Origin of the sequence: Citrobacter sp. Cpo089, assembly GCF_030332695.1 — a bacterium.
In the GTDB taxonomy this organism is placed as follows: Bacteria; Pseudomonadota; Gammaproteobacteria; order Enterobacterales; family Enterobacteriaceae; genus Citrobacter; species Citrobacter portucalensis.
Window position 1 is genome coordinate 1 of sequence record NZ_JAOWHJ010000057.1, and the last position, 23,542, is coordinate 23,542.

At 49.8% G+C, this 23,542-nt stretch carries 23 protein-coding genes and 3 pseudogenes; 11 read left to right on the forward strand and 15 right to left on the reverse strand.

Going from position 1 to position 23,542, the window contains the following annotated elements; genetic code table 11:
• Nucleotides 1–315 (forward strand): annotated as a pseudogene (locus OGX92_RS12485) (IS1-like element IS1B family transposase); the annotation flags it as partial.
• A gap of 15 nt (nucleotides 316–330) precedes the next feature.
• Here OGX92_RS12485 and OGX92_RS12490 read toward each other — a convergent pair.
• The 4 genes and pseudogenes from OGX92_RS12490 to OGX92_RS12505 all read right to left on the reverse strand — a co-directional run.
• A pseudogene (locus OGX92_RS12490) lies at nucleotides 331–1,185 on the reverse strand (site-specific integrase); the annotation flags it as partial.
• Nucleotides 1,169–2,569, reverse strand: a complete 1,401-nt coding sequence (locus OGX92_RS12495; RefSeq protein WP_001388361.1) for a site-specific integrase — start codon at nucleotides 2,567–2,569, stop codon at nucleotides 1,169–1,171. The gene OGX92_RS12495 and the pseudogene OGX92_RS12490, both read right to left, overlap by 17 nt.
• A gap of 326 nt (nucleotides 2,570–2,895) precedes the next feature.
• A pseudogene (locus OGX92_RS12500) lies at nucleotides 2,896–3,159 on the reverse strand (BamA/TamA family outer membrane protein); the annotation flags it as partial.
• Nucleotides 3,159–4,772 carry a mechanosensitive ion channel family protein gene (locus tag OGX92_RS12505; protein ID WP_032943434.1) on the reverse strand — a complete coding sequence of 538 codons (1,614 nt, stop codon included), beginning with the start codon at nucleotides 4,770–4,772 and terminating at the stop codon, nucleotides 3,159–3,161. The pseudogene OGX92_RS12500 and the gene OGX92_RS12505, both read right to left, overlap by 1 nt.
• A 379-nt stretch (nucleotides 4,773–5,151) precedes the next feature.
• On the opposite strand from OGX92_RS12505, the gene OGX92_RS12510 reads away from it, so the two are divergent.
• Nucleotides 5,152–5,529: a hypothetical protein gene (locus OGX92_RS12510; protein WP_275146188.1), complete on the forward strand. Its 378-nt coding sequence runs from the start codon at nucleotides 5,152–5,154 to the stop codon at nucleotides 5,527–5,529.
• Nucleotides 5,530–5,581: 52 nt separating this feature from the next.
• Nucleotides 5,582–6,418, forward strand: coding sequence for a DMT family transporter (locus OGX92_RS12515; RefSeq protein ID WP_275146189.1), 837 nt, complete (start codon nucleotides 5,582–5,584; stop codon nucleotides 6,416–6,418).
• A 9-nt stretch (nucleotides 6,419–6,427) separates the two neighbouring features.
• Here the strand turns inward: OGX92_RS12515 and OGX92_RS12520 are convergent, their stop codons facing one another.
• Nucleotides 6,428–6,949 carry a GNAT family N-acetyltransferase gene (locus OGX92_RS12520; RefSeq protein WP_191222609.1) on the reverse strand — a complete coding sequence of 174 codons (522 nt, stop codon included), beginning with the start codon at nucleotides 6,947–6,949 and terminating at the stop codon, nucleotides 6,428–6,430.
• A gap of 110 nt (nucleotides 6,950–7,059) precedes the next feature.
• Here OGX92_RS12520 and tam point away from each other — a divergent pair, with 110 nt between their 5' ends.
• Nucleotides 7,060–7,818 (forward strand): trans-aconitate 2-methyltransferase, encoded by a 759-nt coding sequence (gene tam / locus OGX92_RS12525; protein WP_126318110.1) that lies wholly within the window; start codon nucleotides 7,060–7,062, stop codon nucleotides 7,816–7,818.
• A 131-nt stretch (nucleotides 7,819–7,949) separates the two neighbouring features.
• The gene (locus tag OGX92_RS12530) at nucleotides 7,950–8,327 is read left to right on the forward strand and encodes a GFA family protein (RefSeq protein ID WP_003832953.1); all 378 of its coding nucleotides are present in this window, start codon (nucleotides 7,950–7,952) and stop codon (nucleotides 8,325–8,327) included.
• Here OGX92_RS12530 and OGX92_RS12535 read toward each other — a convergent pair.
• The 7 genes from OGX92_RS12535 to sad form a co-directional block, all read right to left on the reverse strand.
• The gene (locus tag OGX92_RS12535) at nucleotides 8,324–9,238 is read right to left on the reverse strand and encodes a bestrophin family protein (protein ID WP_063941590.1); all 915 of its coding nucleotides are present in this window, start codon (nucleotides 9,236–9,238) and stop codon (nucleotides 8,324–8,326) included. The two genes, OGX92_RS12530 and OGX92_RS12535, sit on opposite strands and share 4 nt — an antisense overlap.
• Nucleotides 9,239–9,453: 215 nt before the next feature.
• Complete coding sequence (locus OGX92_RS12540) at nucleotides 9,454–10,905, reverse strand: tagaturonate reductase (RefSeq protein WP_286586608.1); 1,452 nt, start codon at nucleotides 10,903–10,905, stop codon at nucleotides 9,454–9,456.
• A 106-nt stretch (nucleotides 10,906–11,011) separates the two neighbouring features.
• A complete protein-coding gene (locus tag OGX92_RS12545) occupies nucleotides 11,012–11,539 on the reverse strand; it encodes a GNAT family N-acetyltransferase (protein WP_149280930.1) in 528 nt (175 codons plus the stop codon).
• A gap of 80 nt (nucleotides 11,540–11,619) precedes the next feature.
• Entirely contained in the window at nucleotides 11,620–11,979 is a 360-nt protein-coding gene (locus tag OGX92_RS12550; protein WP_193133998.1) for a DUF4186 domain-containing protein, read from the reverse strand.
• Entirely contained in the window at nucleotides 11,979–12,905 is a 927-nt protein-coding gene (glsB, locus tag OGX92_RS12555; protein WP_003832944.1) for a glutaminase B, read from the reverse strand. Before glsB ends, OGX92_RS12550 begins: the two co-directional genes overlap by 1 nt.
• 62 nt (nucleotides 12,906–12,967) lie before the next feature.
• The gene (locus tag OGX92_RS12560; protein ID WP_164562790.1) at nucleotides 12,968–14,545 is read right to left on the reverse strand and encodes a methyl-accepting chemotaxis protein; all 1,578 of its coding nucleotides are present in this window, start codon (nucleotides 14,543–14,545) and stop codon (nucleotides 12,968–12,970) included.
• A 103-nt stretch (nucleotides 14,546–14,648) separates the two neighbouring features.
• Nucleotides 14,649–16,037, reverse strand: coding sequence for a succinate-semialdehyde dehydrogenase (sad, locus tag OGX92_RS12565; protein ID WP_286586609.1), 1,389 nt, complete (start codon nucleotides 16,035–16,037; stop codon nucleotides 14,649–14,651).
• A gap of 102 nt (nucleotides 16,038–16,139) precedes the next feature.
• On the opposite strand from sad, the gene ptrR reads away from it, so the two are divergent.
• Entirely contained in the window at nucleotides 16,140–17,015 is an 876-nt protein-coding gene (gene ptrR, locus OGX92_RS12570) for a putrescine utilization regulator PtrR (RefSeq protein WP_240389346.1), read from the forward strand.
• Nucleotides 17,016–17,237: 222 nt separating this feature from the next.
• The gene (locus OGX92_RS12575) at nucleotides 17,238–18,434 is read left to right on the forward strand and encodes a sugar transporter (protein WP_286586610.1); all 1,197 of its coding nucleotides are present in this window, start codon (nucleotides 17,238–17,240) and stop codon (nucleotides 18,432–18,434) included.
• Nucleotides 18,435–18,477: 43 nt separating this feature from the next.
• Here the strand turns inward: OGX92_RS12575 and OGX92_RS12580 are convergent, their stop codons facing one another.
• Complete coding sequence (locus tag OGX92_RS12580) at nucleotides 18,478–19,143, reverse strand: MarC family NAAT transporter (RefSeq protein WP_063941584.1); 666 nt, start codon at nucleotides 19,141–19,143, stop codon at nucleotides 18,478–18,480.
• Between the two features lie 257 nt (nucleotides 19,144–19,400).
• Here OGX92_RS12580 and marR point away from each other — a divergent pair, with 257 nt between their 5' ends.
• Genes marR through marB form a run of 3 tightly spaced genes read left to right on the forward strand, consistent with a single transcriptional unit; the run spans nucleotide 19,401 to nucleotide 20,486 of the window.
• Complete coding sequence (gene marR / locus OGX92_RS12585; protein ID WP_003832935.1) at nucleotides 19,401–19,835, forward strand: multiple antibiotic resistance transcriptional regulator MarR; 435 nt, start codon at nucleotides 19,401–19,403, stop codon at nucleotides 19,833–19,835.
• Nucleotides 19,836–19,853: 18 nt separating this feature from the next.
• Nucleotides 19,854–20,237 carry an MDR efflux pump AcrAB transcriptional activator MarA gene (gene marA, locus OGX92_RS12590; RefSeq protein ID WP_003032424.1) on the forward strand — a complete coding sequence of 128 codons (384 nt, stop codon included), beginning with the start codon at nucleotides 19,854–19,856 and terminating at the stop codon, nucleotides 20,235–20,237.
• A gap of 30 nt (nucleotides 20,238–20,267) precedes the next feature.
• The gene (marB, locus tag OGX92_RS12595; RefSeq protein ID WP_003832934.1) at nucleotides 20,268–20,486 is read left to right on the forward strand and encodes a multiple antibiotic resistance protein MarB; all 219 of its coding nucleotides are present in this window, start codon (nucleotides 20,268–20,270) and stop codon (nucleotides 20,484–20,486) included.
• Nucleotides 20,487–20,516: 30 nt separating this feature from the next.
• On the opposite strand, the gene eamA is transcribed toward marB, so the two are convergent.
• The gene (eamA, locus tag OGX92_RS12600) at nucleotides 20,517–21,416 is read right to left on the reverse strand and encodes an O-acetylserine/cysteine exporter (protein WP_126957165.1); all 900 of its coding nucleotides are present in this window, start codon (nucleotides 21,414–21,416) and stop codon (nucleotides 20,517–20,519) included.
• Between the two features lie 198 nt (nucleotides 21,417–21,614).
• Between eamA and ydeE the strand changes: the two genes are divergently transcribed.
• Complete coding sequence (gene ydeE / locus OGX92_RS12605; protein WP_240389348.1) at nucleotides 21,615–22,802, forward strand: efflux MFS transporter YdeE; 1,188 nt, start codon at nucleotides 21,615–21,617, stop codon at nucleotides 22,800–22,802.
• 40 nt (nucleotides 22,803–22,842) lie between these two features.
• Here the strand turns inward: ydeE and urtE are convergent, their stop codons facing one another.
• Nucleotides 22,843–23,541 (reverse strand): urea ABC transporter ATP-binding subunit UrtE, encoded by a 699-nt coding sequence (urtE, locus tag OGX92_RS12610; protein WP_003832931.1) that lies wholly within the window; start codon nucleotides 23,539–23,541, stop codon nucleotides 22,843–22,845.
• Nucleotide 23,542: the final 1 nt, after the last annotated feature.

Here is a 23,542-nt window from a genome sequence, read left to right on the forward strand (position 1 = left end):
GACAGGCTCCGGAAGACGGTTGTTGCGCACGTATTCGGTGAACGCACTATGGCGACGCTGGGGCGTCTTATGAGCCTGCTGTCACCCTTTGACGTGGTGATATGGATGACGGATGGCTGGCCGCTGTATGAATCCCGCCTGAAGGGAAAGCTGCACGTAATCAGCAAGCGATATACGCAGCGAATTGAGCGGCATAACCTGAATCTGAGGCAGCACCTGGCACGGCTGGGACGGAAGTCGCTGTCGTTCTCAAAATCGGTGGAGCTGCATGACAAAGTCATCGGGCATTATCTGAACATAAAACACTATCAATAAGTTGGAGTCATTACCCGCTCGCTCGATATAGTGCCTAATCAACGCGCCGATTTCAGCTGGAATCGCCAAAAACAGACGTTCAGTCGTTACGTGCCGCTGTTTGGCGTAAGGAAGGAGTAAGCTATATCGTATTAATCCGGTTTCGGAGTTTCGGGTATCAATACGTAAATCTTTTACCGCCAGCTTGGCCAGTTGTACCGGTCGGGCACCGGTGACATACGTCAGTCCCAGAATTACTGCATCTCGCATGGTGTTCAGACTGTAGTTTTCGCCATACCGAATCGCCACAGCCATTTCAAACAAGCCTTTACTGATCATGTTTTTTTCGAGGGGATCCAGAACATGATCAATTTCCTGATAGATTCCCCAGTCATGGGAGTGCGGGCGAGGGATGAATTCGAGGTCTTCATAATCTTCGAGGGTAAAACCAGGGAATGCTTCGGTACAGAGGATTTTTAGGCCGAAAATGATAAAGTAGAAATATTGAGGTTTAATTTCCTGAGTTTCGAGGTAATCTTTCAACACCGTAAAAGTGAAAGCAGATTTGCTTATGCAATGATCAGTTGCCAAAGACCACGCATGGAGTACCCCAGGAACCTGAGCTGGACACTTGGCAGATGCATAATGGAAGCAAATATATTTGATTAATTGGTTGCTGATTTTATCCTGACGAAAGTGGGCATAGCAGCGGCTTCCTGAATAATCGAATACCCAACTGTCACTTGTTGAGCTGATATATTTGTCATCAAAATGATCTGCCGATTTAAGATAAATACTAACTGGTATATTAACCTTTAAAATACTCTCAACAAATACAGGTGTGTAAATGTTGCTGTTCGACGCATTTAACTGTTTATTGATTCGACTCATATGCACTCCATTCATCGCATACATGGGAAAAGGTTGATTTCAGGGCTTCGTTATCAATCACAATTCGCTGAAGATTGGCCGTATTAGCCTGCTGAGATAGAAATCTTTTAGCGTAAAGATCAGGCATATGGCTATTGTGACTCCAACCGCCAAGTAGCCGTAATTCATCCTTGGCTTCATCCATCAATCCAACGATAGAAAAGTCTATGGCTGCCAAGTGTGAGTTGGCCTTAATTTTTTGAAGTTTATCACGATAAATACGTTGAAGTGTTAAATAAGCCCAAGTATGCCGCGTTATATGAGGCGAGATGCTTTCAATGGCATCATAATATTCATCTTTTTTATATTCAGGATACTGCACACTCATAATGTCATCAATACGGGTAAAGATATCATAGACTGCATGGTATGACAGTGGCGGATGTAGTCTTTGGGTGGAAGTGAACAGAAAACTATGGGAGGCTTGAGGGCGGATTTTATGGATATATATATTTAGAAAATGAAAGTCCAGTTTATCTAATGCCAGCACCCGGTTTGCATAAACATTTTTTAATGAAGGCAATCTTTTTCGTTGATCCGAAACGTCGTCATCTACTGTGGTCACAATCAGGCTGAACTGATCCCCTCGGAGATTTGGTTTGATCGAATGACACTCCAAAAGCAGTAATTCACTGACACGCAATCCGTAATTTAAAAGCAATCTGCAAATCAGAAAATTACGTAGCTGGATTTCACCAGCGGGGAAGGGATTGAGTGGGTTTTTCTTTGAAATTGAACCGGGTGTAATGATTTGGTAAAAAGCCATGACCATCTCAGCAGTCAGACTTCGAAAGCGTTTATGGGTCGTGCCATTGTTCATCTGACGAGAATGGGTAAGAGTACGGAATTCTGCCTTATGTATCGATAAACGTCCCGTTAACTGCGTGGCAAGTCGTGTAAGCTCTTTAGGCGTGCCATCTATATATCTCGGCGAGATATACGTGTTAATCAAATATCTGATAAAACGAATAACCGAATGTACATGCCTGATATTTGTACAACGTTGAGGCGTGGTCTGCGTAGTAGACCTTATGGTTAACGCTGGTACATATAAATGCGTATTTTCCAGATAATGAAAAAAGGCTGTAAGTTCATCAATGGCAATCAATGGATTGTGGTTCGAGGAATAGAAACTGAAGCAAAAAGTCACACCATGTTTCTGGTGCCAGAATTCATAGAAAAACTTGAGCGCTTGAAGTGAAGCGGATTGCGTGGCTGATGAACGCAAAGCAAGATGGTCGATAAGATATATTAACGGATATAAAAGCGGCTGGCGCGTGTGAGTATCCATCAGTGCCCATAAACGCTGCCGTTGGTTGATATTGAGTTGTGTAAGTATGAACACGCGGCACTTAACCTTATCAATGGTGTGGATATGAACAAAGTAACCGACAAACATAACGTCCTGCAAGAAGAAGATAGAGGGGTAGGTAAGTGTATGATTAATCGTATCCTGTGGCCGGTTATGAACTAAATGACCGACGGACTAAATTTAACATAATATACATTATGCGCACTGACATAGATAAAGGCGGAATCTGCTGTTTTATGGTCATCCTTGTGCTGCTAAATAATGACGCCTCAAAACCCTTTCAAGCGCAGTTGCCTCAACAGCGCTAACAGTTTTGGATGATGGCTCTCGACTACAGCTGGTTATGCAGTACCGTTTTACGTTCCGCCACCGCCAAACGCGCTCATGGCCGGGGGAATAAACTGCCCATCAACCTGTCGTCCCTTGCCATGCAGAAACAGACCGAACAGGCCGCCGCCATAACCAACGGCCGGTTCGGTAATAACCAGCGGAATCGGTAGAAAACCGTACGGGTTTTCTTGTAAATAACGGCTCATGTCCACCATGCCGTCTTCAGGACCGATAAGCCCTGTCGCCATAGCGCGCCAGCACAGCAGAGGAATTAGCAGAAAAAGCCAACGCATTATTTCCCGCCTTCTGGCGGTGTTGCGGGTGCGGTATACCAATTCTCTTTGGCCACCATCACGCTGTTTTCTGGCTGTAGCACAAAATTCGGAGACATAATCTGCACGTTAAATTCGTTGAAGACGTCCTGAATATTGCTATGCAGTTCATTACGGGCATCTGCCAGTGATACATCCGGCAGCAGGCGCACCTGCAATTCATACGAAATATACCAGTCCATCAGACTCAGCTGACGTACCAACGGCGGCTGTGAAAGATCGATTCCTTTGGCCCGCTTGGCTGCCAACTCCAGCATTGCGTGGACCTGACGCCAGGGCGTGTCGTAGCCAATGGTAACGCCGACCGTCAGGTTGACGCCGCCGTTGGTGCTTTGCGCGCTAAGGTTAGTAATTTTTCCACTAACCACTACCGCATTTGGCACTGTGACCACGTAATTTTCACGAGTGATAATTTTGGTCGCGAGCATACCAATTTCGCTTACCAATCCCTCGTTGTCCGCTACCCGAATCATGTCGCCTTTGCGCAGCGCGCGCGAATAGATCAAAACCAGTCCGCTCATTGCGTGGTTCATCACCCCGGCCGACCCCAGCGTGAGCATCAGGCCAAAGAAAACGCTGATGCCTTTAAACGCCAGTGAATTGGCTCCGGGCAAAAAGGGATAAGCTGCAGATAGCGCAAAGAGCCACACCACCACAGAGATCAACTTCCGGGTTGCGCCCACGGTTTCAGGGTGAATTCCAGGCAACTGCAAACGCCCTGCCTCCACCTGGTTGAGAACCACTTTAAGCAACTTCAGGATGAACGCCGTGATGAGAAAAATGATCAGGACGATCATCAAGCCAGGTAACGCTGAGACAATCGACAATGCAATATCACGCACTACGCGTACAGACCAGTCACCAAGGGACTCTCCCCAGACGCGCGTCCAGGGAAACAGGCTAAAGACCCAACTCAGCCAAACGTAAAGTGCAACGATACCAAGCAGGATCATCAACAGTGCGTACAGGCGTGTCTCGATAGCGCCGATAAAACGCCGCCAACTCTGGGGGATCCAGCTTTTGTTCTCAAAAATGCGACGACGATAAACGCGTCTGACCCAACGCCAGGAACGGTATGCACCGAACCAAAACAGCACCAGTCCCACCAGACCAGCCACCGTTTTCACCGCCGACAGCGCCAGCCAGCCGCTGTTATACTGATCGCTCAATGCAGACCGCTGCGCCTCCATGCGCGCCAGTACGCGCTGCGCCGCCTGGTCGAGCGTAAGATCGTCTCCTTCGTCGAGATCACCTTGTGTCAGCAACATCACCGGTTTACCGTTCATCACGATAAGCCTTCCCGGCTGGTTATAACGCGTGACCGACACAACCTGTAGCGGTTCGCGAACATCGGCTTCAGTGAAATTTCGTAGCGTATTGCGGATGCGCAGCACCCGCTCTTCTGGCGTGGTAAGGCCGAATTTCGCCTGGAGCATGACAATCGGTTGATGAAAAATATAAACCGTCCGCGCGCGTTCCTTTTCGGTGGGCTCCTGACGAGGTTCCGCCGCATATGTGTTAACAACCAAAGAGGAAAGAAAGCACATTAAAAAAGCGATCACAATCCTGTTCATATTCGCCACCGAAAACGCGAGAATTATCGTTATTATTCAAAAAGCCAACGCAAATTTGATTGCTTTTTTAGCATAGACCAGCCTTTCACTTACGCAATGTTAGTGAGAATGAGATCTTCATTTGATGTGAAAGATGACATTTCTCTGGGTAGGCTCTTATCTTCATCGTCGCTAATTTGAAATGCATATCTCTGACCAAAAGTACATAGTCTCAATTATTACGTCATGAGATTCTGTCTTTAGTAGCTTTCATTTAAAAGTATAAAGCCGCACATCTGTGATTTTTAAGCAATGGTATGTAATCGTTCGTTATATACTGAACCAGGTGACTTCACTTACTTTCAGAAATACGATAATAAAATTGAGTACATATCGGACAATGCGAAACAAAAAAAGCAAAACCATCCTACGCTTCGCGCTCTTGCTACTATTTACCTCTACGCTGTCGAGCTGCACATTAACCCGTGTTTCCGACAGCACACTCGCCAAAGAGGTCGATGAGCTGAATGTTATTGGTCTGAGCCTGGAGGCAGCAAGGCAAAGAGCAACTGAAAAAGGTTTTGTGTGCAGCGAATACGGAAACGTGAACACGGTTGTAACCGAACAGGGTGAGCATCGATGGCTACAAACTGAGTGCAGCAAGAAAAGTGCAGAGCAGTTCTGCCCGCAAATGCGTTTTGTCGTTCTTAATGTCGAGCCCAGCACGAACACAGTCGTTGATGTTGGCAACTATATTAATCAACACACCTGTTTTTGAAGGCAACACCTGCATATTGCGCTAAACCTCGTATTGACTAAAGGACGCTATCTTGCTCATCAGAATCATCATCGCAATGATCGCATTTGCTGGAAATTCAGTGCTTTGCCGACTCGCATTGAAGGGTATGCATGCTGATGCTATCTCATTCAGCAGCATCAGATTGATAAGTGGCGCAATTGCCCTTTTTTTATTTATCGCGATAACATCTGACAGCAGAAAATTTGAGTTCAAGTGGTTAAATGCCCTGCTCCTTTGCATCTATGTTTTTTCATTCTCCATTGCCTATGTTTCTCTTAGCACCGGTGCTGGTGCCCTGCTGCTCTTTGGTACCGTTCAGCTCGTCATGACGGTATGGGGAATAGCCCAGGGAGAGAAACTCGTAATTTTAAAAATAACAGGAATACTCGGGGCATTGGCTGGAATAGCGATTTTGCTATTTCCTGGTGTGGAGCGTCCTTCCTTTTATGCCGCAATAATGATGGTTATTGCTGGGTTAGCCTGGGCTTTCTATAGTATCACAGGGAAGAAAATCACGAATGCTGCTGCCTCAACCGGGGGGAATTTCATCCTGGCAATCCCGGTCGCATTGATTATTCCTCTGTTCTTCCGCTCTCATCTTCATATTGATATATATGGACTAGTTCTGGGCGTGCTTTCTGGTGCAATTACATCGGGAGGTGCATATCTGCTCTGGTATTCATTGCTCCCCTTACTCCGGTCCACAACGGCCAGTACTATTCAACTCAGCGTACCTTGTCTGGCCACTCTCGGTGGGATCATATTTTTGGGCGAAACGCTCACCGTCAGAATCCTTCTCGCAAGCGTCATTATTTTGGCTGGAATTGGCTTAGTTATTTTCTCTGATATGAGAAAAGGAGCAAAATAGACTGATTAATTATCGGCAAAGACGATACAGAACATGTTGTGCCAATCGATGATCTGGCGGCAACGCGGGATGCGTAAACTCTTCTGTTTTATTCATACCAATTCGTATCATCAGATCCTCTGACGGTTTATTCAGCACAGAAGTAAATGAAACGACTTCATTTAGCGCCAGTATGTCAAAAGCAAATGCAAGACTCGCTTGCGCGGCTTCTAACGCCAGACCCTGGTGCCAGTATGCTTTAGCAAGGCGCCAGCCTATTTCGGTGCAGGGTGAAAAATGAAATTTATCAGGTTGTGGATGCAACCCCACACAGCCCACAAACTGGTGTGTTTCTTTTAGCTCTACGGCCCAAAATCCCCAGCCGCGTTCTGCAATACCTTCACTAAATCTATCGGCCAGGTTATCGCTTTCAGCTTTCTCTAGCGGCGCGGGGAAAAAGCGCATCACGTCAGAATCGGCATTGAGTGCAGCAAAAGGGGCCCGGTCTTTAGCCTCCCATTGTCGTAATATCAACCTTGATGTTTCCAGCATATTCCTGCCCTTATCATTCATTTTCATATAATCTTCTAAAATAAGTGGCTCATCGGCAAGGTCTTATACCGTCCTTTTCCGACTTTTCCTCTCATACTGGAGATTTATACATGGCCGACTGGAACCCTTCGCTTTATCTGCAATATGCAACTGAACGTTCAAGACCCGCAGCAGAATTACTCAGCCGTGTGGCGTTAGAAAATGTCCGCTCAGTTGTTGATCTTGGTTGTGGTCCGGGAAACAGTACGGCATTGCTGCATCAGCGCTGGCCCACGGCAAAGACAACAGGTGTCGATTCTTCACCTGCTATGCTGAATGAAGCGCGCAACGCATTACCTGACTGCCATTTTATCGAAGCGGATATTAGCCAGTTTAAGCCCGAGCATCCCGTAGATCTGCTTTATGCAAATGCGTCGTTACAGTGGGTGCCCGATCACTATGACTTATTCCCACATTTGGTCTCACAACTCGGTCACAACGGCGTTCTGGCCGTGCAAATGCCGGATAACTGGCTGGAGCCCACGCATGTACTGATGCGCGAAGTGGCTTATGAACAAGATTACCCCGACCGGGGGCGTGCTCCGCTTCCTGGCGTTCACGCCTACTATGATATTTTGACCGAAGCGGGTTGTGATGTGGATATCTGGCGTACAACGTATTATCACATTATGGATTCGCATCAGGCGATTATCGACTGGGTAAGCTCAACGGGACTCCGCCCCTGGCTGCAGGATTTGAGCGAAAGCGAGCAACGTCATTACCTGGCTCGCTACCATGAACTGCTCCAGGAACAATATCCGTTGCAGGAAAACGGCAATATTTTGCTGGCATTTCCGCGGTTGTTTATTGTAGCCAGACGCAATAGTTAAGCATTTATCATCAGACAGATCACAGGACTGGGCTACCGAGTATGCGCGCCCTCGCCTTTTTATCATAAGGATCTAGTGGCTATGTCAGGCATCTGCTAGTGTCTTGCCACATGTTTCTGACGGGAGTTGTTATGTCTAAAGTCTACATTGGTGGGTGTCTGTGTGGCTCGATCCGTTTCACAGCCAGCAGTCCTAATAATTCCCATACCTGCTCCTGCGATATATGCCGGAAACATACTGGTGCCCCGACCGTCGTCTGGATTGAGTTTGATGCAGAAAATGTAGAATGGACGGGAAAAGCCGGAAAACCGACAACCTGGCGCTCATCTGAAACCACCAGTCGGGCCTTTTGCCCTCAGTGTGGCAGTTCCGTGGGCGCCATCGATGACGCTCCGGTCATTGCGCTTTTAGCCGGCGCTTTTGACGATCCTAATGATGAAGATCTGGCGCCGGAGTTTCATTCGTTTTCTGATATGCGGCCAGCATGGTGGGAAACAGAACGAAACTAAGTTAGTTGGTAATGTTTATCCGGCATATGTTTTGCTGGCACATTGGTTTCATCGTTCATTTGCAGTAAATCGATTTCGATTGCATTGCAAATCGCATCCAGCGGCAGGTCATTGTTCTCAGTACCAAACGGATCTTCAAGCTCTTCCGCAAGCGCATCGAGCGAGATAAAAGTATAGGAAATAAGCACTGAAATAAACGGCGTCATGTAGTGAAGATCCACCACTAACGCGAATGGCAGCATGATACAAAACAGATAAACAGTGCGATGAAGGATCAAAGTATAAGCAAACGGCACTGGCGTATTCGCAATTCGCTCACAACCTGCCAGTACTGCCGACATATCATTTAATCTGTTGTTTAAACTATGAAATAATATATCGGACAGCTGTCCATCACGTCTGCGCACGGCCAACCACTCCCCCATCAGCAACAAAATGCGGTTTGCTGGCGATTGTGCGGAAAATACCGTCTGCAGATCTTTCTCGCTGAGATATTTCGCCAACGGCTCTGCCTGTGGGTTTCGACGTAACGTCATGCGTAAACAGTGGGCAAATGCGATTTGCAGACGAACAAACTGCCCCAGTTCGGCGTCATCCGGTAAGGTGGTTTTCACCTCGCGAAGTAGTGACCGGGAAGCAATCATCAACTGCCCCCACAGGTGTCGGGCTTCGACATAACGTGAATAGCAGGCGTTATTGCGAAAACCTAAAAAGATAGCAATCGCCACGCCCAGAATACTGAACGGTGCCAGGGTAAATTTGATACCCAACATCGTATACCAGGGCAACATGATGATAACGGCGATGGAGAGCAGGAAGTTCAGCAGCAACCGTGAGAATATTTTAGATAATACGGAACCATGCCAGACGAATATCAGGCGCAGCCAGTGTTGTTGGGGACGAACGATCATGGTTATCTTCGGGAAAATGTGAAATCCGTCACATTAGACGCGATAGCGATCAATGTTGCAAGTTAATCGCAACATTATCCCAACAACTTTTGTTCTGCTTAAAATGAAGCCGCACCTAAGTCACAGACCGGGTTTATGATATAAACCACACAGTATGTTGTAACTAATGTATATCAAGAAAAAACCCGGCCTGAGCCGGGTTGTCGGTAGTCGTCTTAGCACAGTGGCTTAACGGCTTCACGCATACCTTTTGCCAGAATGGTATCCAGATCGGTAGAGACCTGTTCCACCAGTCCAGAAACCTGCGTCATATCTTGTTCCCAGTGTTCTTTGACACCCAGTACAGATTTGACCAACGCTTCGGTACTTATCTGGCGATCGCGATGCTGAGACCACAGCTGTTGAAAACGTTCTATCCAGTGAGCATCGTCTTGAACCGGATAAGACTCACCGTTGCGCTCTCCACGATAAAAAGCAATTAACGCGGCAAGCGCAAACGTCAAACGCGCCGGCAGTTTACCGCTGGTCTGTTGCCCTGCCAGCAGTTGCGGCAATATACGGGTGCGGAACTTGGTCATGCCATTCAGGGCAATAGACAGCAGCTGATGTTTTATATACGGGTTGCAGAATCGACCGGTTACCGCGCTGGCAAAAGAAGCTAACTCATCACGTGGCAAATCCAGTACCGGAATGATCTCTTCATAGATCGCTTTCTCCACGAAAGCACAAATCTCAGCGTCATTCATCGCCTCACCCACGGTGTCCAACCCTGCCTGCCAGGCAACAGGGACCAGCGCGGTGTGAGCACCGTTGAGAATCGCCACTTTGCGCTCTTTGTACGGTTTGATGTCATCCACGATCAGGACATTCAGCGGATACTTATCCAGACGTAGTTCTGCGGCTAATGACTTCGGCCCCTGAATGACAAACAGATAGAAATGTTCTGCGGTATCGAGGAAAGCATCATGATAGCCCAGTTCAGCTTCGAGCTTAGCTACCTCATCACGCGGATAGCCGGTAACAATACGGTCCACCAGCGTGGAGCAAAATGCATTGGCCTGATCCAGCCACTGAATAAACGCTTCCGGCAGCGCCCATTCCTGAGCGTAGCGCAGAACCAGTTCACGCAGCGCATCACCGTTATAATCAATCAGTTCGCAAGGGATGATAATCCAGCCTTTATCCAATGCGCCGTTAAAATAGCTGAAGCGTTCGAACAGCAGACGCGTCAGTTTAGCCGGATAACTAACCGCTGGCGCGCCGTCAAACTTATCGCCCGCGTGGTAACTGATACCTGCTTCCGTGGTGTTAGAGAACACAAAACGCATATCAGGATTATGCGCCAGCTTCAGGAACTCATCGTATTCGCTATAGACGCTGATTTCACGGTTAACTGAACGAATTAGACGGGCATCACTGACGGCCTCGCCCTTCTCATTCAAACCACGAATGATAGTGGTATAGAGGCCATCCTGCGTACTCAGCGATGGCGGGAAGGAACTTTCGATAGGACGAACAATGACCACACCAGCGTTCAGATCGGTATGTTCGTTGAGCAGATCTACCTGCCAGTCTACAAAGGCGCGCAGGAAGTTTCCTTCACCAAACTGAATAATGCGTTCAGGATACTGAGCACCGGGGAAATCGCGACGATTTAGTGTTTGCACAATGGGTTCCCTTTATGATTAGTCATACAACCTGATTGAATTGGTCCAATAGGTTAGCAAACTTTAATACATTGAAACCCTGTTTTGATCAATCCCCGGCGACAAATTAGAGCGTTTTATAGAAAAGTGTGGTTCCGGTCAGCGTCCCATCGGGCATTTGGGCATAGTCAGGTATCACCCCTACCTTTTTCCACCCGCAATTGTGGTAGAACAACTCCGCACCACTGCCAGTCGCCGTATCAAGCACCAGCAGCGTTTTACCTTGTTGACGCGCGCAACTTTCCAGTTCGTTCATCAATTCACGGGCCAGGCCACCGCGTCGCGCTGAGGGGTGAACCAGCAGTTTGGCGACATCAGCACGATGAGGTTGATTTTCGGGTTGATCGATAATGAGTTGGACGGTACCGACAAGCACCCCCTGCGCATTCTGCGTACCAAGAACGATCCGTTCTCCGCGAGAAACACTTTGCGCGACCTTCATCCAGAAAGGCTCTGATTTTTCGCGATTAAAGGGCAGCATAAAACTGATGGAGGCGCCGTCATTGACGCACTGTTCAAGAACATCGCTGAGCTCGTCGATTCGCGACAGAATCTGTGTCGCGCTCAGCACAAAGCAGGGTTTGCCGGAAGCCATGGTTTCTCCTTAGATTGACCCCTTCATACTGCTTTTAACAATTACACAACACAAGGGGGTATATCATAGGAAAATATTATCTATGGCTTGTTCATTTGGAGTACTAACCAGTGGTAAATAACCGTGACAACGTAACGTTGCTGTTCATCGTTTAGCACTACACCCTGAGGTATATCATGCCATTTCGCCAGACACCCTCGACAGCACGTCGCCGTAGCATGTTGAGCGATAAATACCGGGTGACCACGCATAGGAGTCTGTTTACCATCATTGGCGGGAAACGCAGGTGCTAGTCGTTTAGCTATAAAATCCGCAGCATGTTGTTCGATAACTGGTGCCCCTTTATCCAGACAATACTGCCTTTCTTTCTGACCAAGACGAAACCGCGAGCGAAACGTTGATTTCGCCAGCCGGACAAAAAGAGGATCGAGCGTTTTCATCAGTAGACCGAGCGCCCCAGCTGTTGTGTTAATTGTTCCAGCACGGCGATACCGGCCAGTGAATTTCCCGCCGGATCCAGTTCCGGACTCCAGACAGCAATCGCCATCTCGTGTGGCACGATCGCCACGATGCCGCCGCCGACGCCAGATTTCGCCGGAAGCCCAACCCGCCAGGCAAATTCCCCTGCGTTCTGATACATGCCGCTGGTCGCCATCAGCGCATTGATCTGCCGGGCCTGCATCGGTGTGACCACAGGCTCCGCAAGATGAAAGGCATGCCCTTGATTTGCCAAAAAGACAAAAGTCCGCGCCAGTTCCACACAGCTCATTTTCAGCGCGCAGTAGTGAAAATAGTTCTGCAAAACGGTGGGCACGTCATGGTGAAAATTGCCGAAGGATTTCATCAGCCATGCAATAGCGGCGTTACGCGCCGAGTGCTCAAACTCCGATCGCGCGACCGTCGCATCATAGGCGATATCCGAAACGCCGCTTAATGCCCGCACCACTTCCAGCATCCGTTGACGAGGTGCGCTTAGACGCCCTTGCAGCATATCGCAAACCACCAGCGCCCCGGCATTAATAAAGGGGTTGCGAGGGATACCCTGCTCCATTTCCAGCTGCACCAGGGAGTTAAATGGATGACCGGAAGGATCTTTGCCGACGCGCTGCCAGATCTCCTCTTCCTGATAGTGACGCATCGCCACGACCAGACTGAGCACCTTTGAAATTGACTGAATAGAAAAACGTTCTTGCGCATCTCCCGCCTGATAGTGCTGCCCATCAACGGTACAGATAGCAATACCCAGTTTTGAACCGTCGACGGAGGCTAATGCCGGAATGTAATCAGCGACTTTACCCTGACCAATCAGCGGACGAACCTGCTGCACAATGGTCTCTAAAATTGAATTGTCCATGGCCCTGGCCACAACATGCTCCTTGCTCGCAGGTATGAAAGGCCTGCGAGTATAACAGAGCTGAATACGCAACGTCAGGCCGGAAGGCGGAATCTGGCCACGGCCTGCATAAGCTGGTTAGATTCATGGTGAAGCTGTAAGGAAGAATCAGATGCAGCATTCACCAAATCACTGGTTTGTCGGGCTTCGCCGTTCAGGACATGGAGCTGACGGGTTAACTGGTGAATACTGTTCCCCTGATTTAACGTTGCAGTCGAAATGTCGTTCAGTAACGCGCCGAGGTTTTCCACCAGTGCGATAACCTGCTGCAAATTCTTATCCAGTCCATTAACCGCGTGAAAGCCCTCTTCAATGCCCTGTAACGAGTGTTTAATCAGTGTCTGAATGTTTTGCGTAGACTGACCGCTTTTTCGCGCCAGCAGCCCAACTTCTTTCGCAACCACGGCAAACCCGCGCCCTTGCTCCCCGGCATGTGCTGCCTCGATTGCGGCGTTGAGAGCCAGGATATTTGTCTGAAATGCAATGTTGTCGATAAGCGTTGTAATCCCTCGCATTTCAGACGAGCGAGTCACAATCGCCTGCATTGACGCATTTACCGTCGCCATCATTCGGTCTCCACCTGCCGCAATATCACGCGCCTGCACTGCGCGTTGATTCGCCAGTTCAGCAAAGCCACTGTTATCCTCAACATGCGTTTCCAGAACCGAAATATGCGATGTCACAGTGCTCAACTCTTCACTTTGTTTTGCCGACTGCTGGTATAGTTGTTTATTGTTCTGCGCAAGTTCGTTGATATTTCCTACCATTGCGGTGGTGGCATCATTCACCTGCCGTACCAGCGCACAGAGCCCCTGCTGCATTGCAGCAATACGCGAACTTAATTGCGTCACTTCCCGATTAAACTGACTCACCTGCGGGGCTGGCCGGGAAAGATCACCCGCCGCTAAAATATCGATATGATCGATCAGCCGTCGCAGCGGCATAATCACCCAACGGAACATACTACGCCAGACCAGAAAGGCGATAACCACCAGTACCAGAGGAATAAACAAAAATAGATTCTGTAAACGCTCAAGACTGGTCAACAGCTGCTGACGCCCAGCTTCCGCATGTCGCCCACTGCCCTGCTGAAAGCGCGCGTAATTACCGTTAAAGTCTGTCTGAAAGGCCTGCACGGGTACGGCAAAAAACGCATCAATGGAACCTGACTGCATCAGCCCGTCCGCCTGCTCCTTAATACCGCTATAAAAACGCTGATAGCTCTCTGTTAGATCCGGATCCGACTGCGGCTTCATATCCCGCCAGGCATCCCATGCACTTTTTGACTGCGCCAGCGCCCGATACGCCTCTTCCATTAACGGACGCCAACTCCCGTCCGATCCGGTGGCGGCATCCTGCATAAAATAAATCCCCGCACGGTTAAGTAAATCGCTGGCAGATAATAACGCCACCCGCGCTTCATCAACCTTTGCCTGCTGCAAAAGCGCGAGTTGATTACGCCCTTCATTCTGCTGTGCGTCACTGACTGAGGCCGAGAGCATCAAGGAGGACACGACCTGCAAAACTGAGAACAGCGCAATAATGCAAAAAATGCCGGTTAACAGACCGAACTGACGGGGTATTAGACGATGGGAAATTTGCGTTATGTTCATATTACTCTTCTGTATCAAAGCGTTAGTCGCGAGTGTACGGAGAGTAAATGACAGAAAAATTGCAGAAATAAGACAGGTGCCCCCAGCGGAGGCACCCACACCATCAAAGGCGGTTTTTCCAGACGGTCTGCACGTTACAAAACTCATGCAGGCCAAAGTGAGAAAGTTCGCGGCCAAAGCCACTTTTCTTCACACCACCAAACGCAACGCGGGCATCACTGGCGCTGTAACCATTGATAAATACGCCACCACACTCCAGGCGTGACGCCATCTTCTGCGCCAGCGCTTCATCCGCAGTAAACACCGTGGCGGATAAGCCGAAATCACTGTCATTCGCCAGCGCTAAGGCATGTTCAACATTCTTCGCCACGGTAATTGCCGCAACCGGACCAAACAGCTCCTGGCGGAACGCCGTCATTTCCGGAGTGACATCGCCCAGTACCGTCACGGCATAGTAATTGCCCTGACCCGCAATTTTTTCCCCGCCGAGCAGTAACCGTGCCCCTTCGGCAAGGGTGGCTTCTACCTGCTGGTGTAGCTCATCACGCAGATCAAATCGCGCCATCGGCCCCAGATCGTTTTCTTCGTTTAGCGGATCGCCCATTTTGAGCGCACTCGCAGCGGCCACAAAGCGTGAAGTAAATTCTGCCGCAATCCCTTCTTCGATAATAAAGCGCTTGGCTGCCGCACAAACCTGCCCTGTGTTCTGATAACGCCCAGCGACCGCCGCCTTAACGGCCAGATCGAGGTCAGCATCATTGAGGACAATAAACGGATCGGAGCCGCCCAGTTCAAGCACACATTTTTTCAGCGCGGCACCCGCCTGGGCGCCAATCGCCGCACCGGCACGTACGCTTCCCGTTACCGTTATCGCCGCGATACGCGGGTCATTGATCATTTGACTGACCCCGGCGTTATCGGCATTCACCCAACCGTAAACCCCCGCGGGTACACCAGCATCAGCGAAAACCTGCGCAATAATTGCAGCACAGCCGGTTACGTTAGGCGCATGCTTTAACAGATAGCCATTTCCGGCCAACAGAATCGGGACGGCACCTCGCATTACCTGCCAGAGCGGGAAGTTCCACGGCATGATCGCCAGAATGGTTCCTACCGGACGATACTCAATCACCGCCTGGTTATTCTCCACCAGCGTGGGTTCCGGATTGAGCATCGCCGGTCCATGCTCGGCGTACCAGTCACACAATGCAGCTGACTTGGCGACTTCAGCACGCGCCTGCTTAATGGGTTTACCCATTTCACGTGAGATACACTCCGCCATCTCTTCCGCACGATGGCGCAGAGCTTGCCCGATCTGGCGCAGCGTTTGCGCACGGTGCTCAACGGAAGTATGTTTCCATTCGTTATAGCCATTCGCGGCAAGGTTCAGCGCATGATCAATCTCTTCCGCGCTGGCCCACGGCGTCGCCGTCAGCCTTTCACCGCTGGCAGGGTCAATGGAAATCGCATGTGTTGCTGCTGTGATAGTCATAAGTGCCTCTCTTTATCGCAGGGTATGGTTATATCATGAGCATATTTACTCTTTCTGAAAAATGAATAATATTAACCATACCATTCACGAATAGAGAATATTATGGATCTGACGCAGTTGGAAATGTTCAATGCCGTCGCGGAGACTGGCAGTATTACGCAGGCCGCCGCGAAGGTGCATCGCGTGCCATCCAATCTCACCACCCGTATACGTCAGCTTGAAGCCGACCTGGGTGTTGATCTGTTTATTCGTGAAAACCAGCGCCTGCGGCTTTCCCCATCCGGGCACAACTTTTTGCGCTACAGCCAGCGGATCCTGGCACTGGTTGAGGAAGCCAGGATGGTCGTCGCCGGGGATGAGCCGCAAGGACTCTTCTCTCTCGGCTCGCTTGAAAGTACAGCAGCAGTTCGCATCCCCGCCACGCTGGCTGAATATAACCAGCGTTACCCCAAAATTCAGTTCGCGCTGGCGACAGGTCCTTCAGGCACAATGCTGGACGGCGTGCTCGACGGTACATTGAACGCTGCCTTTGTCGATGGTCCAATTACCCATCCGGGACTTGAAGGAATGCCGGTCTACCGTGAAGAGATGATGATTGTCACGCCTAACGGTCATCCCCCCATTAAGCAGGCCAGTGACGTCAACGGTTGCAGTATTTACGCCTTTCGCGCCAACTGTTCCTATCGCCGCCATTTTGAAAGCTGGTTTCATGCCGATCGCGCCATGCCCGGCACCATTCATGAAATGGAGTCATATCACGGCATGCTGGCCTGCGTCATTGCCGGCGCGGGTATCGCACTGATCCCGCGTTCGATGCTGGAGAGCATGCCAGGGCATCATCAGGTCAACGCCTGGCCGCTAAGCGAGAACTGGCGCTGGCTGAATACATGGCTGGTCTGGCGCAGAGGTGCAATGACACGTCAGCTGGAAGCGTTTATTGAGGTGTTGAACCCTCAGTTATCACAGAGCCCGGAGTAACTGGCGCTCCTCAAAGAACATGAATACCTGTAAATCCGGGTGAAGTCATACGCCCGGAATTTCATTATTATTGAAATACTTAAAAATATGAGGAATGTTCGGCAGCAAATTGTGGCGCCCTGCCAATGAAATGAGATCCGCATCACAAAATGATTGTATTTTCGCCAGCAAACGTTTTAAGATCGTGGCCTTACCTTTTCGCAGCTAATCCTCTTATTTGATATGACAACAGACACTGTTTCCCGCAAGGTCGCGTGGCTACGGGTAGTTACGCTTGCCATTGCCGGTTTTATTTTCAATACCACAGAGTTTGTCCCTGTCGGCTTGCTGTCCGACATCGCACAAAGCTTCAATATGCAGACTGCTCAGGTCGGGATCATGCTGACGATCTACGCCTGGGTTGTCGCCCTGATGTCGCTCCCTTTTATGTTACTTACCAGTCAGGTGGAGCGCCGAAAACTGCTGATCTGTCTGTTTGTTGTGTTTATCGCCAGTCATATTCTCTCTTTCCTGGCATGGAATTTTACCGTGCTGGTAATTAGCCGTATTGGTATTGCCTTTGCGCACGCTATTTTCTGGTCGATCACCGCATCGCTGGCGATCCGCCTGGCTCCTGCCGGTAAACGTGCACAGGCTCTCAGCCTGATTGCCACCGGCACCGCGCTGGCTATGGTATTGGGTCTGCCCATCGGGCGCATTGTCGGTCAGTATTTTGGCTGGCGCACCACCTTCTTCGCCATCGGCATGGGGGCGTTAGTTACCCTGCTTTGCCTGATTAAGCTCCTGCCCAAAATACCCAGTGAGCACTCCGGCTCTTTAAAAAGCCTGCCGGTGTTATTCCATCGTCCGGCATTGATGAGTCTGTATCTACTGACGGTGATTGTGGTCACCGCACATTACACGGCCTACAGCTATATCGAGCCGTTTGTGCAGACCGTCGCGGGTCTGAGCGCAAACTTTGCTACCGTGCTGTTGCTGGTTCTGGGTGGCGCGGGAATTGTCGGTAGCGTCATTTTCGGTAAGCTGGGGAATCTGCATGCTTCCGTACTGATTAGCAGTGCCATTGCCCTGTTGACGGTATGCCTGGTGTTGTTACTTCCCGCTGCTGACAGCGAAATGCACCTTGCTATCCTGAGTATTTTCTGGGGCGTCGCCATCATGCTGATAGGTCTGGGTATGCAGGTGAAAGTGCTGGCGCTTGCTCCTGATGCGACTGACGTCGCAATGGCACTGTTCTCAGGCATCTTTAATATCGGTATTGGCGCTGGCGCGCTGGTAGGCAATCAGGTGAGTTTGCACTGGTCAATGTCTACGATTGGTTACGTCGGCGCAGTGCCTGCCGTGGTGGCGTTGATATGGTCGGTGATTATCTTTCGTAAATGGCCGATATCGCTGGAAGAACAGCCTCAGCATTCGTAAAAAATGAGCCCGGTAGACATTACTGATTACCGGGCACAGTGTTCTAAGCGTAGGTTTTAATAATTTCCAGCACGCCGTTAATAATAAACTGCACGCCCATACACACCAGCAAGAAGCCCATCAGACGAGAAATCGCTTCGATACCACCTTTGCCGACCAGGCGCATGATCCCCCCGGAACTGCGCAAACAGCCCCACAGGATAATCCCAACAACCGCAAAAATAATCGGCGGCGCGATCATGATCACCCAGTCCGGAAATTCGGAGCCATGGCGCACGGTTGACGCGGAACTGATGATCATCGCAATCGTCCCCGGACCGGCAGTGCTTGGCATAGCCAGCGGTACAAAGGCGATATTGGCAGTCGGCTCGTCTTCCAGCTCTTCTGACTTGCTTCTCGCTTCCGGAGAATCATGTGCCTTCTGCTGCGGAAACAGCATCCGGAAGCCGATAAACGCAACGATTAACCCACCCGCAATACGGAGTCCGGGAATCGAAATCCCGAAGGTATTCATCACCAGTTGCCCGGCATAGTACGCCACCATCATGATGGCAAACACGTAAACAGATGCCATGAGTGACTGACGGTTACGCTCTGCGCTGTTCATGTTGCCCGCGAGGCCAAGGAACAACGCCACGGTGGTTAACGGGTTTGCCAACGGTAACAGGACTACCAGCCCCAGCCCTATTGCTTTAAACAAGTCCATCATAATGTCATCTTTCCTGTGCGTTAATCGTCAACGGCAAGTATACGGTGAAATCCAGAAGATAAGCCATTTTCGCGATGTAAGGATTCATTTTTCATCCGCACGTATCAACCATAATTATCAGATCGTTAAATTTCCACATTCCAGGTATTGAGTCTGATGATTTATCAAAACGTGGCATTTGCGGATTCATTCGTTTGACTTATATTTGCCTAAGCAATAATATCAGCCGTGACTAACTACTTGCCAGGGCAACCATTGTGAAAAACACCAGTGATCTGTTTAACGAAATCATCCCACTGGGTCGTTTGATCTATATGGTTAATCAGAAAAAAGATCGTTTGTTAAACGACTATTTGTCACCGCTGGATATCACGGCATCGCAGTTCAAGGTGCTCTGCTCCATCCGTTGCGCGGTGTGCATCACCCCTGTCGAATTGAAAAAAGTGCTGTCTGTCGACCTTGGCGCCCTGACGCGGATGCTGGACAGACTGGCCTGTAAAGGCTGGATAGAAAGGCTTCCGAATCCACATGATAAGCGTGGCGTGCTGGTGAAACTCACCGAGCATGGCGCAGCAATTTGCGAGCAGTGTCATCAATTAGTAGGGCAAGACCTGCACCAGGAACTAACAAAAAACTTAACGGCGGATGAAGTAGCCACACTTGAGCACTTGCTTAAGAGAATCCTGCCGTAACCAGAAAGAGGTATGACGATGTCCAGACGCAATACTGACACAATCACTATTCATAGCATTTTGGACTGGATCGAAAATAACCTTGAATCGCCGCTCTCACTGGAAAAAGTGTCAGAGCGTTCAGGTTACTCCAAATGGCACCTGCAACGGATGTTTAAAAAAGAAACCGGTCATTCACTGGGTCAATACATTCGCAGCCGTAAAATGACTGAAATAGCGCAAAAACTAAAAGAAAGTAACGAACCTATTCTTTATCTGGCAGAGCGTTACGGTTTTGAGTCTCAGCAGACGCTGACCCGGACATTCAAAAACTATTTTGATGTTCCGCCGCATAAATACCGTATGACGAATATGCACGGCGAATCACGCTATTTGCTCCCACTTAATCAATGTAATTGCTAAACGCCAGTTAACGACGTAACCGAGGAAATCATGAAACTTCTGTCTTATGCAATGCTGGCCCTGCTGTTTGTTGTTTCGGGCCAGAGCATGGCGGAACAGACCGCGCAACCTGCCACCCAGAACAGTCGCGACGCGATGATTATGCCCCCTGCGCACGATCAGTCCCCGTTCGATTTTAATCATATGGGTGCAGGCAGCGACAAGTCCGACGAATTAGGTGTGCCTTATTACAATATGCGCAACCTGTAATTATATTGCCCCGCCACTGCGGGGCTTTTTTTAGCCCCTCACCGACGCAACCTTACGCAACCGAAAGCCAAACACATTGATATACAACCCAGCCATGATCAGTAGCGCACCGAGCAGTTGCAATCCGGTCAGCGTTTCATCCAGCAGCACAACCGCACTCGCCAGTCCAACGACCGGCACCAACAGCGACAGCGGCGCTACACGCCAGGTCTCATAGCGTCCGAGTAACGAACCCCAGATACCATAACCCACGATGGTCGCCACAAACGCCAGATAAACCAGTGACAGAATGGTGGTCATATCTATCGCCACCAGACTTTGGGTAATTTGCGCTGGACCATCGAGAATTAATGAAGCAAGGAAGAACGGAGCAATAGGGATTAACGCGCTCCATACCACCAACGACATAACGGCCGGGCGCGAGGTATGCTGCATGATTTTTTTGTTAAAGATATTGCCACAGGCCCAGCTTAGCGCCGCCGCCAACGTCAGCATAAAACCGAGCATGCCAACATGCTGCCCGTTCAGACTGGCCTCAATCAGCACCAGCACGCCAAATACCGCCAGCGCAATGCCTACCAGCTGTTTACCCTGCAGACGTTCGCCAAAGGCGAATGCCCCCAGAATGATGGTGAAAAACGCCTGAGCCTGTAATACCAGAGAAGCTAACCCGGCAGGCATACCGAATTTGATAGCGCTAAAGAGAAACGCAAACTGCCCAAAACTGATGGTCAGCCCATAGCCGAGCAACAGCGAAAGTGGGATTTTCGGCCTGGCAACAAAGAGTATTGCCGGGAACGCCACCAGTAAAAAACGCAGCCCTGCCAGCATTAAAGGGGGCATATTATGCAGCCCCACTTTGATGACCACAAAGTTCAGTCCCCAAACCACAACGACCAGTAACGCCAATAACCCGTCTTTACGCGACATACCACCGCCCCTGCAAATATTAAATTTTTGTAAACAAGTTAAAGTAACGGAAATCGTTGTGCCGTAACAGATCATTATTTCAGGTAGGCTACGCAAGGCATTTTCGGACAACTTATTGAGTGTACATCACAGTTTTAGCATGCTATTTGTTTCTTATATCTAAAAAAAACATAACAACATGCATTGTCGGGCAGGAAAATGAATATCTCTCTGAGAAGGTCCACTCTCGCGTTACTCGCGTCATCTTTGTTATTAACAATTGGCCGTGGCGCCACTCTGCCATTCATGACGATTTACCTCAGTCGTCAGTATGGCCTGGGTGTCGATCTGATCGGTTATGCAATGACAGTAGCACTGACTATTGGCGTCGTTTTCAGTCTTGGATTCGGCATCCTGGCCGATAAATTTGAAAAAAAACGCTTTATGCTGCTGGCAATTTGTGGCTTTGCGTCCGGCTTTATTGCGATCCCACTGGTGCATAACGTGGTGGTAGTGGTTTTGCTCTTTGCTCTGATCAACTGTGCCTACTCCGTCTTCGCCACGGTGCTGAAGGCCTGGTTTGCCGATAATCTGTCTGCTACCAACAAGACTAAAATTTTCTCGCTTAACTATACCGTGCTGAATATTGGCTGGACCGTTGGTCCACCACTGGGCACGCTGCTGGTGATGCAAAGCATTAACCTGCCATTCTGGCTGGCTGCCGCCTGTTCAGCATTGCCACTGGTGTTTATCCAGACCTGGGTAAAACGTTCAACAGCACCATCAGAAGGTTTAAACGCCGCGGTGTGGTCCCCTTCGGTACTCCTGCGCGACCGGGCATTATTCTGGTTTACGTTATCGGCCTTTCTGGCATCGTTTGTTGGCGGTGCTTTTGCGTCCTGTATTTCGCAATACGTTATGGTGGTCGCCGATGGCGATTTTGCCGAGAAAGTCGTGGCGGTGGTCCTGCCCGTGAACGCCGCCATCGTAGTATCACTGCAATACGCACTTGGTCGCAGGCTCACCGCCACGAATATCCGCCCGTTAATGACAATGGGTACAGTCTTCTTTGTCGTTGGCCTGATCGGTTTCGCCTTTTCCGGCAACAGTCTGTTGTTATGGGGAATTTCTGCTGCCTTTTTCACTATCGGCGAAGTCATTTACGCGCCGGGCGAATATATGCTTATCGACAACATCGCGCCAACAGGCATGAAAGCCAGCTATTTTTCCGCCCAGTCGTTGGGCTGGCTTGGCGCAGCGGTTAACCCATTAGTCAGCGGCGTCATTTTAACCACATTGCCACCATGGTCGCTGTTTGTCGCGCTGATAGTGGCGATCGTTCTTGCCTGGGCGCTCATGATAAAAGGCATGCGCGCCAAGCCCTGGGGGCAGACGGCGGTCTGCTGATGAGTATAACGACAGAGCCGAAGCCGCTCTGTCGCATACCTCAGATAGCAACCAGTCCCCGTACGCCCTCGGCCTCCATATTTTTACCGTCGCCGCGTTGAATAATGCTGCCCCGCGACATCAGCAGGTATTTGTCGGCTAGCTGCTGCGCAAAATCATAGAACTGCTCCACCAGCAAAATGGCCATATCACCCCGGTGCGCCAGTTGAGAAATAACCTGACTAATCTCTTTAATTACCGAAGGCTGAATCCCTTCGGTGGGCTCATCGAGGATCAACAGCTGTGGGCGACTTGCCAGCGCTCGCCCAATCGCCAGTTGCTGCTGTTGCCCGCCGGACAAATCTCCGCCTCGCCGATGCTTCATCTCCTGTAAAACCGGAAAGAGCGCGTAAATATCATCTGGCACATGCCGGGCCTCCGGTGCTGAAAAACGGGAAAGACCGAGCAGCAGATTCTCTTCTACCGTCAAACGCGGAAAAATATCACGCCCCTGTGGGACATACGCCACACCGGCCCTGACCCGCTGATGCGGCTTCCAGTGAGTGACATTTTTATCCTGCCAGAGCACGCTTCCGCTACGGGCCGGAATAATCCCCATCAGACACTTTAGTAGTGTTGTTTTCCCCACGCCGTTACGCCCCAGCAGGCATGTCACCTCGCCGATACGCGCTTCAAAGCTCACCCCGCGCAGAATATGGCTGCCACCATAATATTGATTTAGTTCTTTCACCTGCAGCATA

What these genes read in the sequence shown, in the direction of transcription:
- OGX92_RS12505 (WP_032943434.1), bottom strand. Translation starts at nt 4,772, where the DNA reads ATGAACAGGATTGTGATCGCTTTTTTAATGTGCTTTCTTTCCTCTTTG.
- OGX92_RS12510 (WP_275146188.1), top strand. Translation starts at nt 5,152, where the DNA reads ATGCGAAACAAAAAAAGCAAAACCATCCTACGCTTCGCGCTCTTGCTA.
- OGX92_RS12520 (WP_191222609.1), bottom strand. Translation starts at nt 6,949, where the DNA reads ATGCTGGAAACATCAAGGTTGATATTACGACAATGGGAGGCTAAAGAC.
- tam (WP_126318110.1), top strand. Translation starts at nt 7,060, where the DNA reads ATGGCCGACTGGAACCCTTCGCTTTATCTGCAATATGCAACTGAACGT.
- OGX92_RS12530 (WP_003832953.1), top strand. Translation starts at nt 7,950, where the DNA reads ATGTCTAAAGTCTACATTGGTGGGTGTCTGTGTGGCTCGATCCGTTTC.
- OGX92_RS12535 (WP_063941590.1), bottom strand. Translation starts at nt 9,238, where the DNA reads ATGATCGTTCGTCCCCAACAACACTGGCTGCGCCTGATATTCGTCTGG.
- OGX92_RS12545 (WP_149280930.1), bottom strand. Translation starts at nt 11,539, where the DNA reads ATGGCTTCCGGCAAACCCTGCTTTGTGCTGAGCGCGACACAGATTCTG.
- OGX92_RS12550 (WP_193133998.1), bottom strand. Translation starts at nt 11,979, where the DNA reads ATGAAAACGCTCGATCCTCTTTTTGTCCGGCTGGCGAAATCAACGTTT.
- OGX92_RS12560 (WP_164562790.1), bottom strand. Translation starts at nt 14,545, where the DNA reads ATGAACATAACGCAAATTTCCCATCGTCTAATACCCCGTCAGTTCGGT.
- sad (WP_286586609.1), bottom strand. Translation starts at nt 16,037, where the DNA reads ATGACTATCACAGCAGCAACACATGCGATTTCCATTGACCCTGCCAGC.
- ptrR (WP_240389346.1), top strand. Translation starts at nt 16,140, where the DNA reads ATGGATCTGACGCAGTTGGAAATGTTCAATGCCGTCGCGGAGACTGGC.
- OGX92_RS12575 (WP_286586610.1), top strand. Translation starts at nt 17,238, where the DNA reads ATGACAACAGACACTGTTTCCCGCAAGGTCGCGTGGCTACGGGTAGTT.
- OGX92_RS12580 (WP_063941584.1), bottom strand. Translation starts at nt 19,143, where the DNA reads ATGATGGACTTGTTTAAAGCAATAGGGCTGGGGCTGGTAGTCCTGTTA.
- marA (WP_003032424.1), top strand. Translation starts at nt 19,854, where the DNA reads ATGTCCAGACGCAATACTGACACAATCACTATTCATAGCATTTTGGAC.
- marB (WP_003832934.1), top strand. Translation starts at nt 20,268, where the DNA reads ATGAAACTTCTGTCTTATGCAATGCTGGCCCTGCTGTTTGTTGTTTCG.
- eamA (WP_126957165.1), bottom strand. Translation starts at nt 21,416, where the DNA reads ATGTCGCGTAAAGACGGGTTATTGGCGTTACTGGTCGTTGTGGTTTGG.
- ydeE (WP_240389348.1), top strand. Translation starts at nt 21,615, where the DNA reads ATGAATATCTCTCTGAGAAGGTCCACTCTCGCGTTACTCGCGTCATCT.
- urtE (WP_003832931.1), bottom strand. Translation starts at nt 23,541, where the DNA reads ATGCTGCAGGTGAAAGAACTAAATCAATATTATGGTGGCAGCCATATT.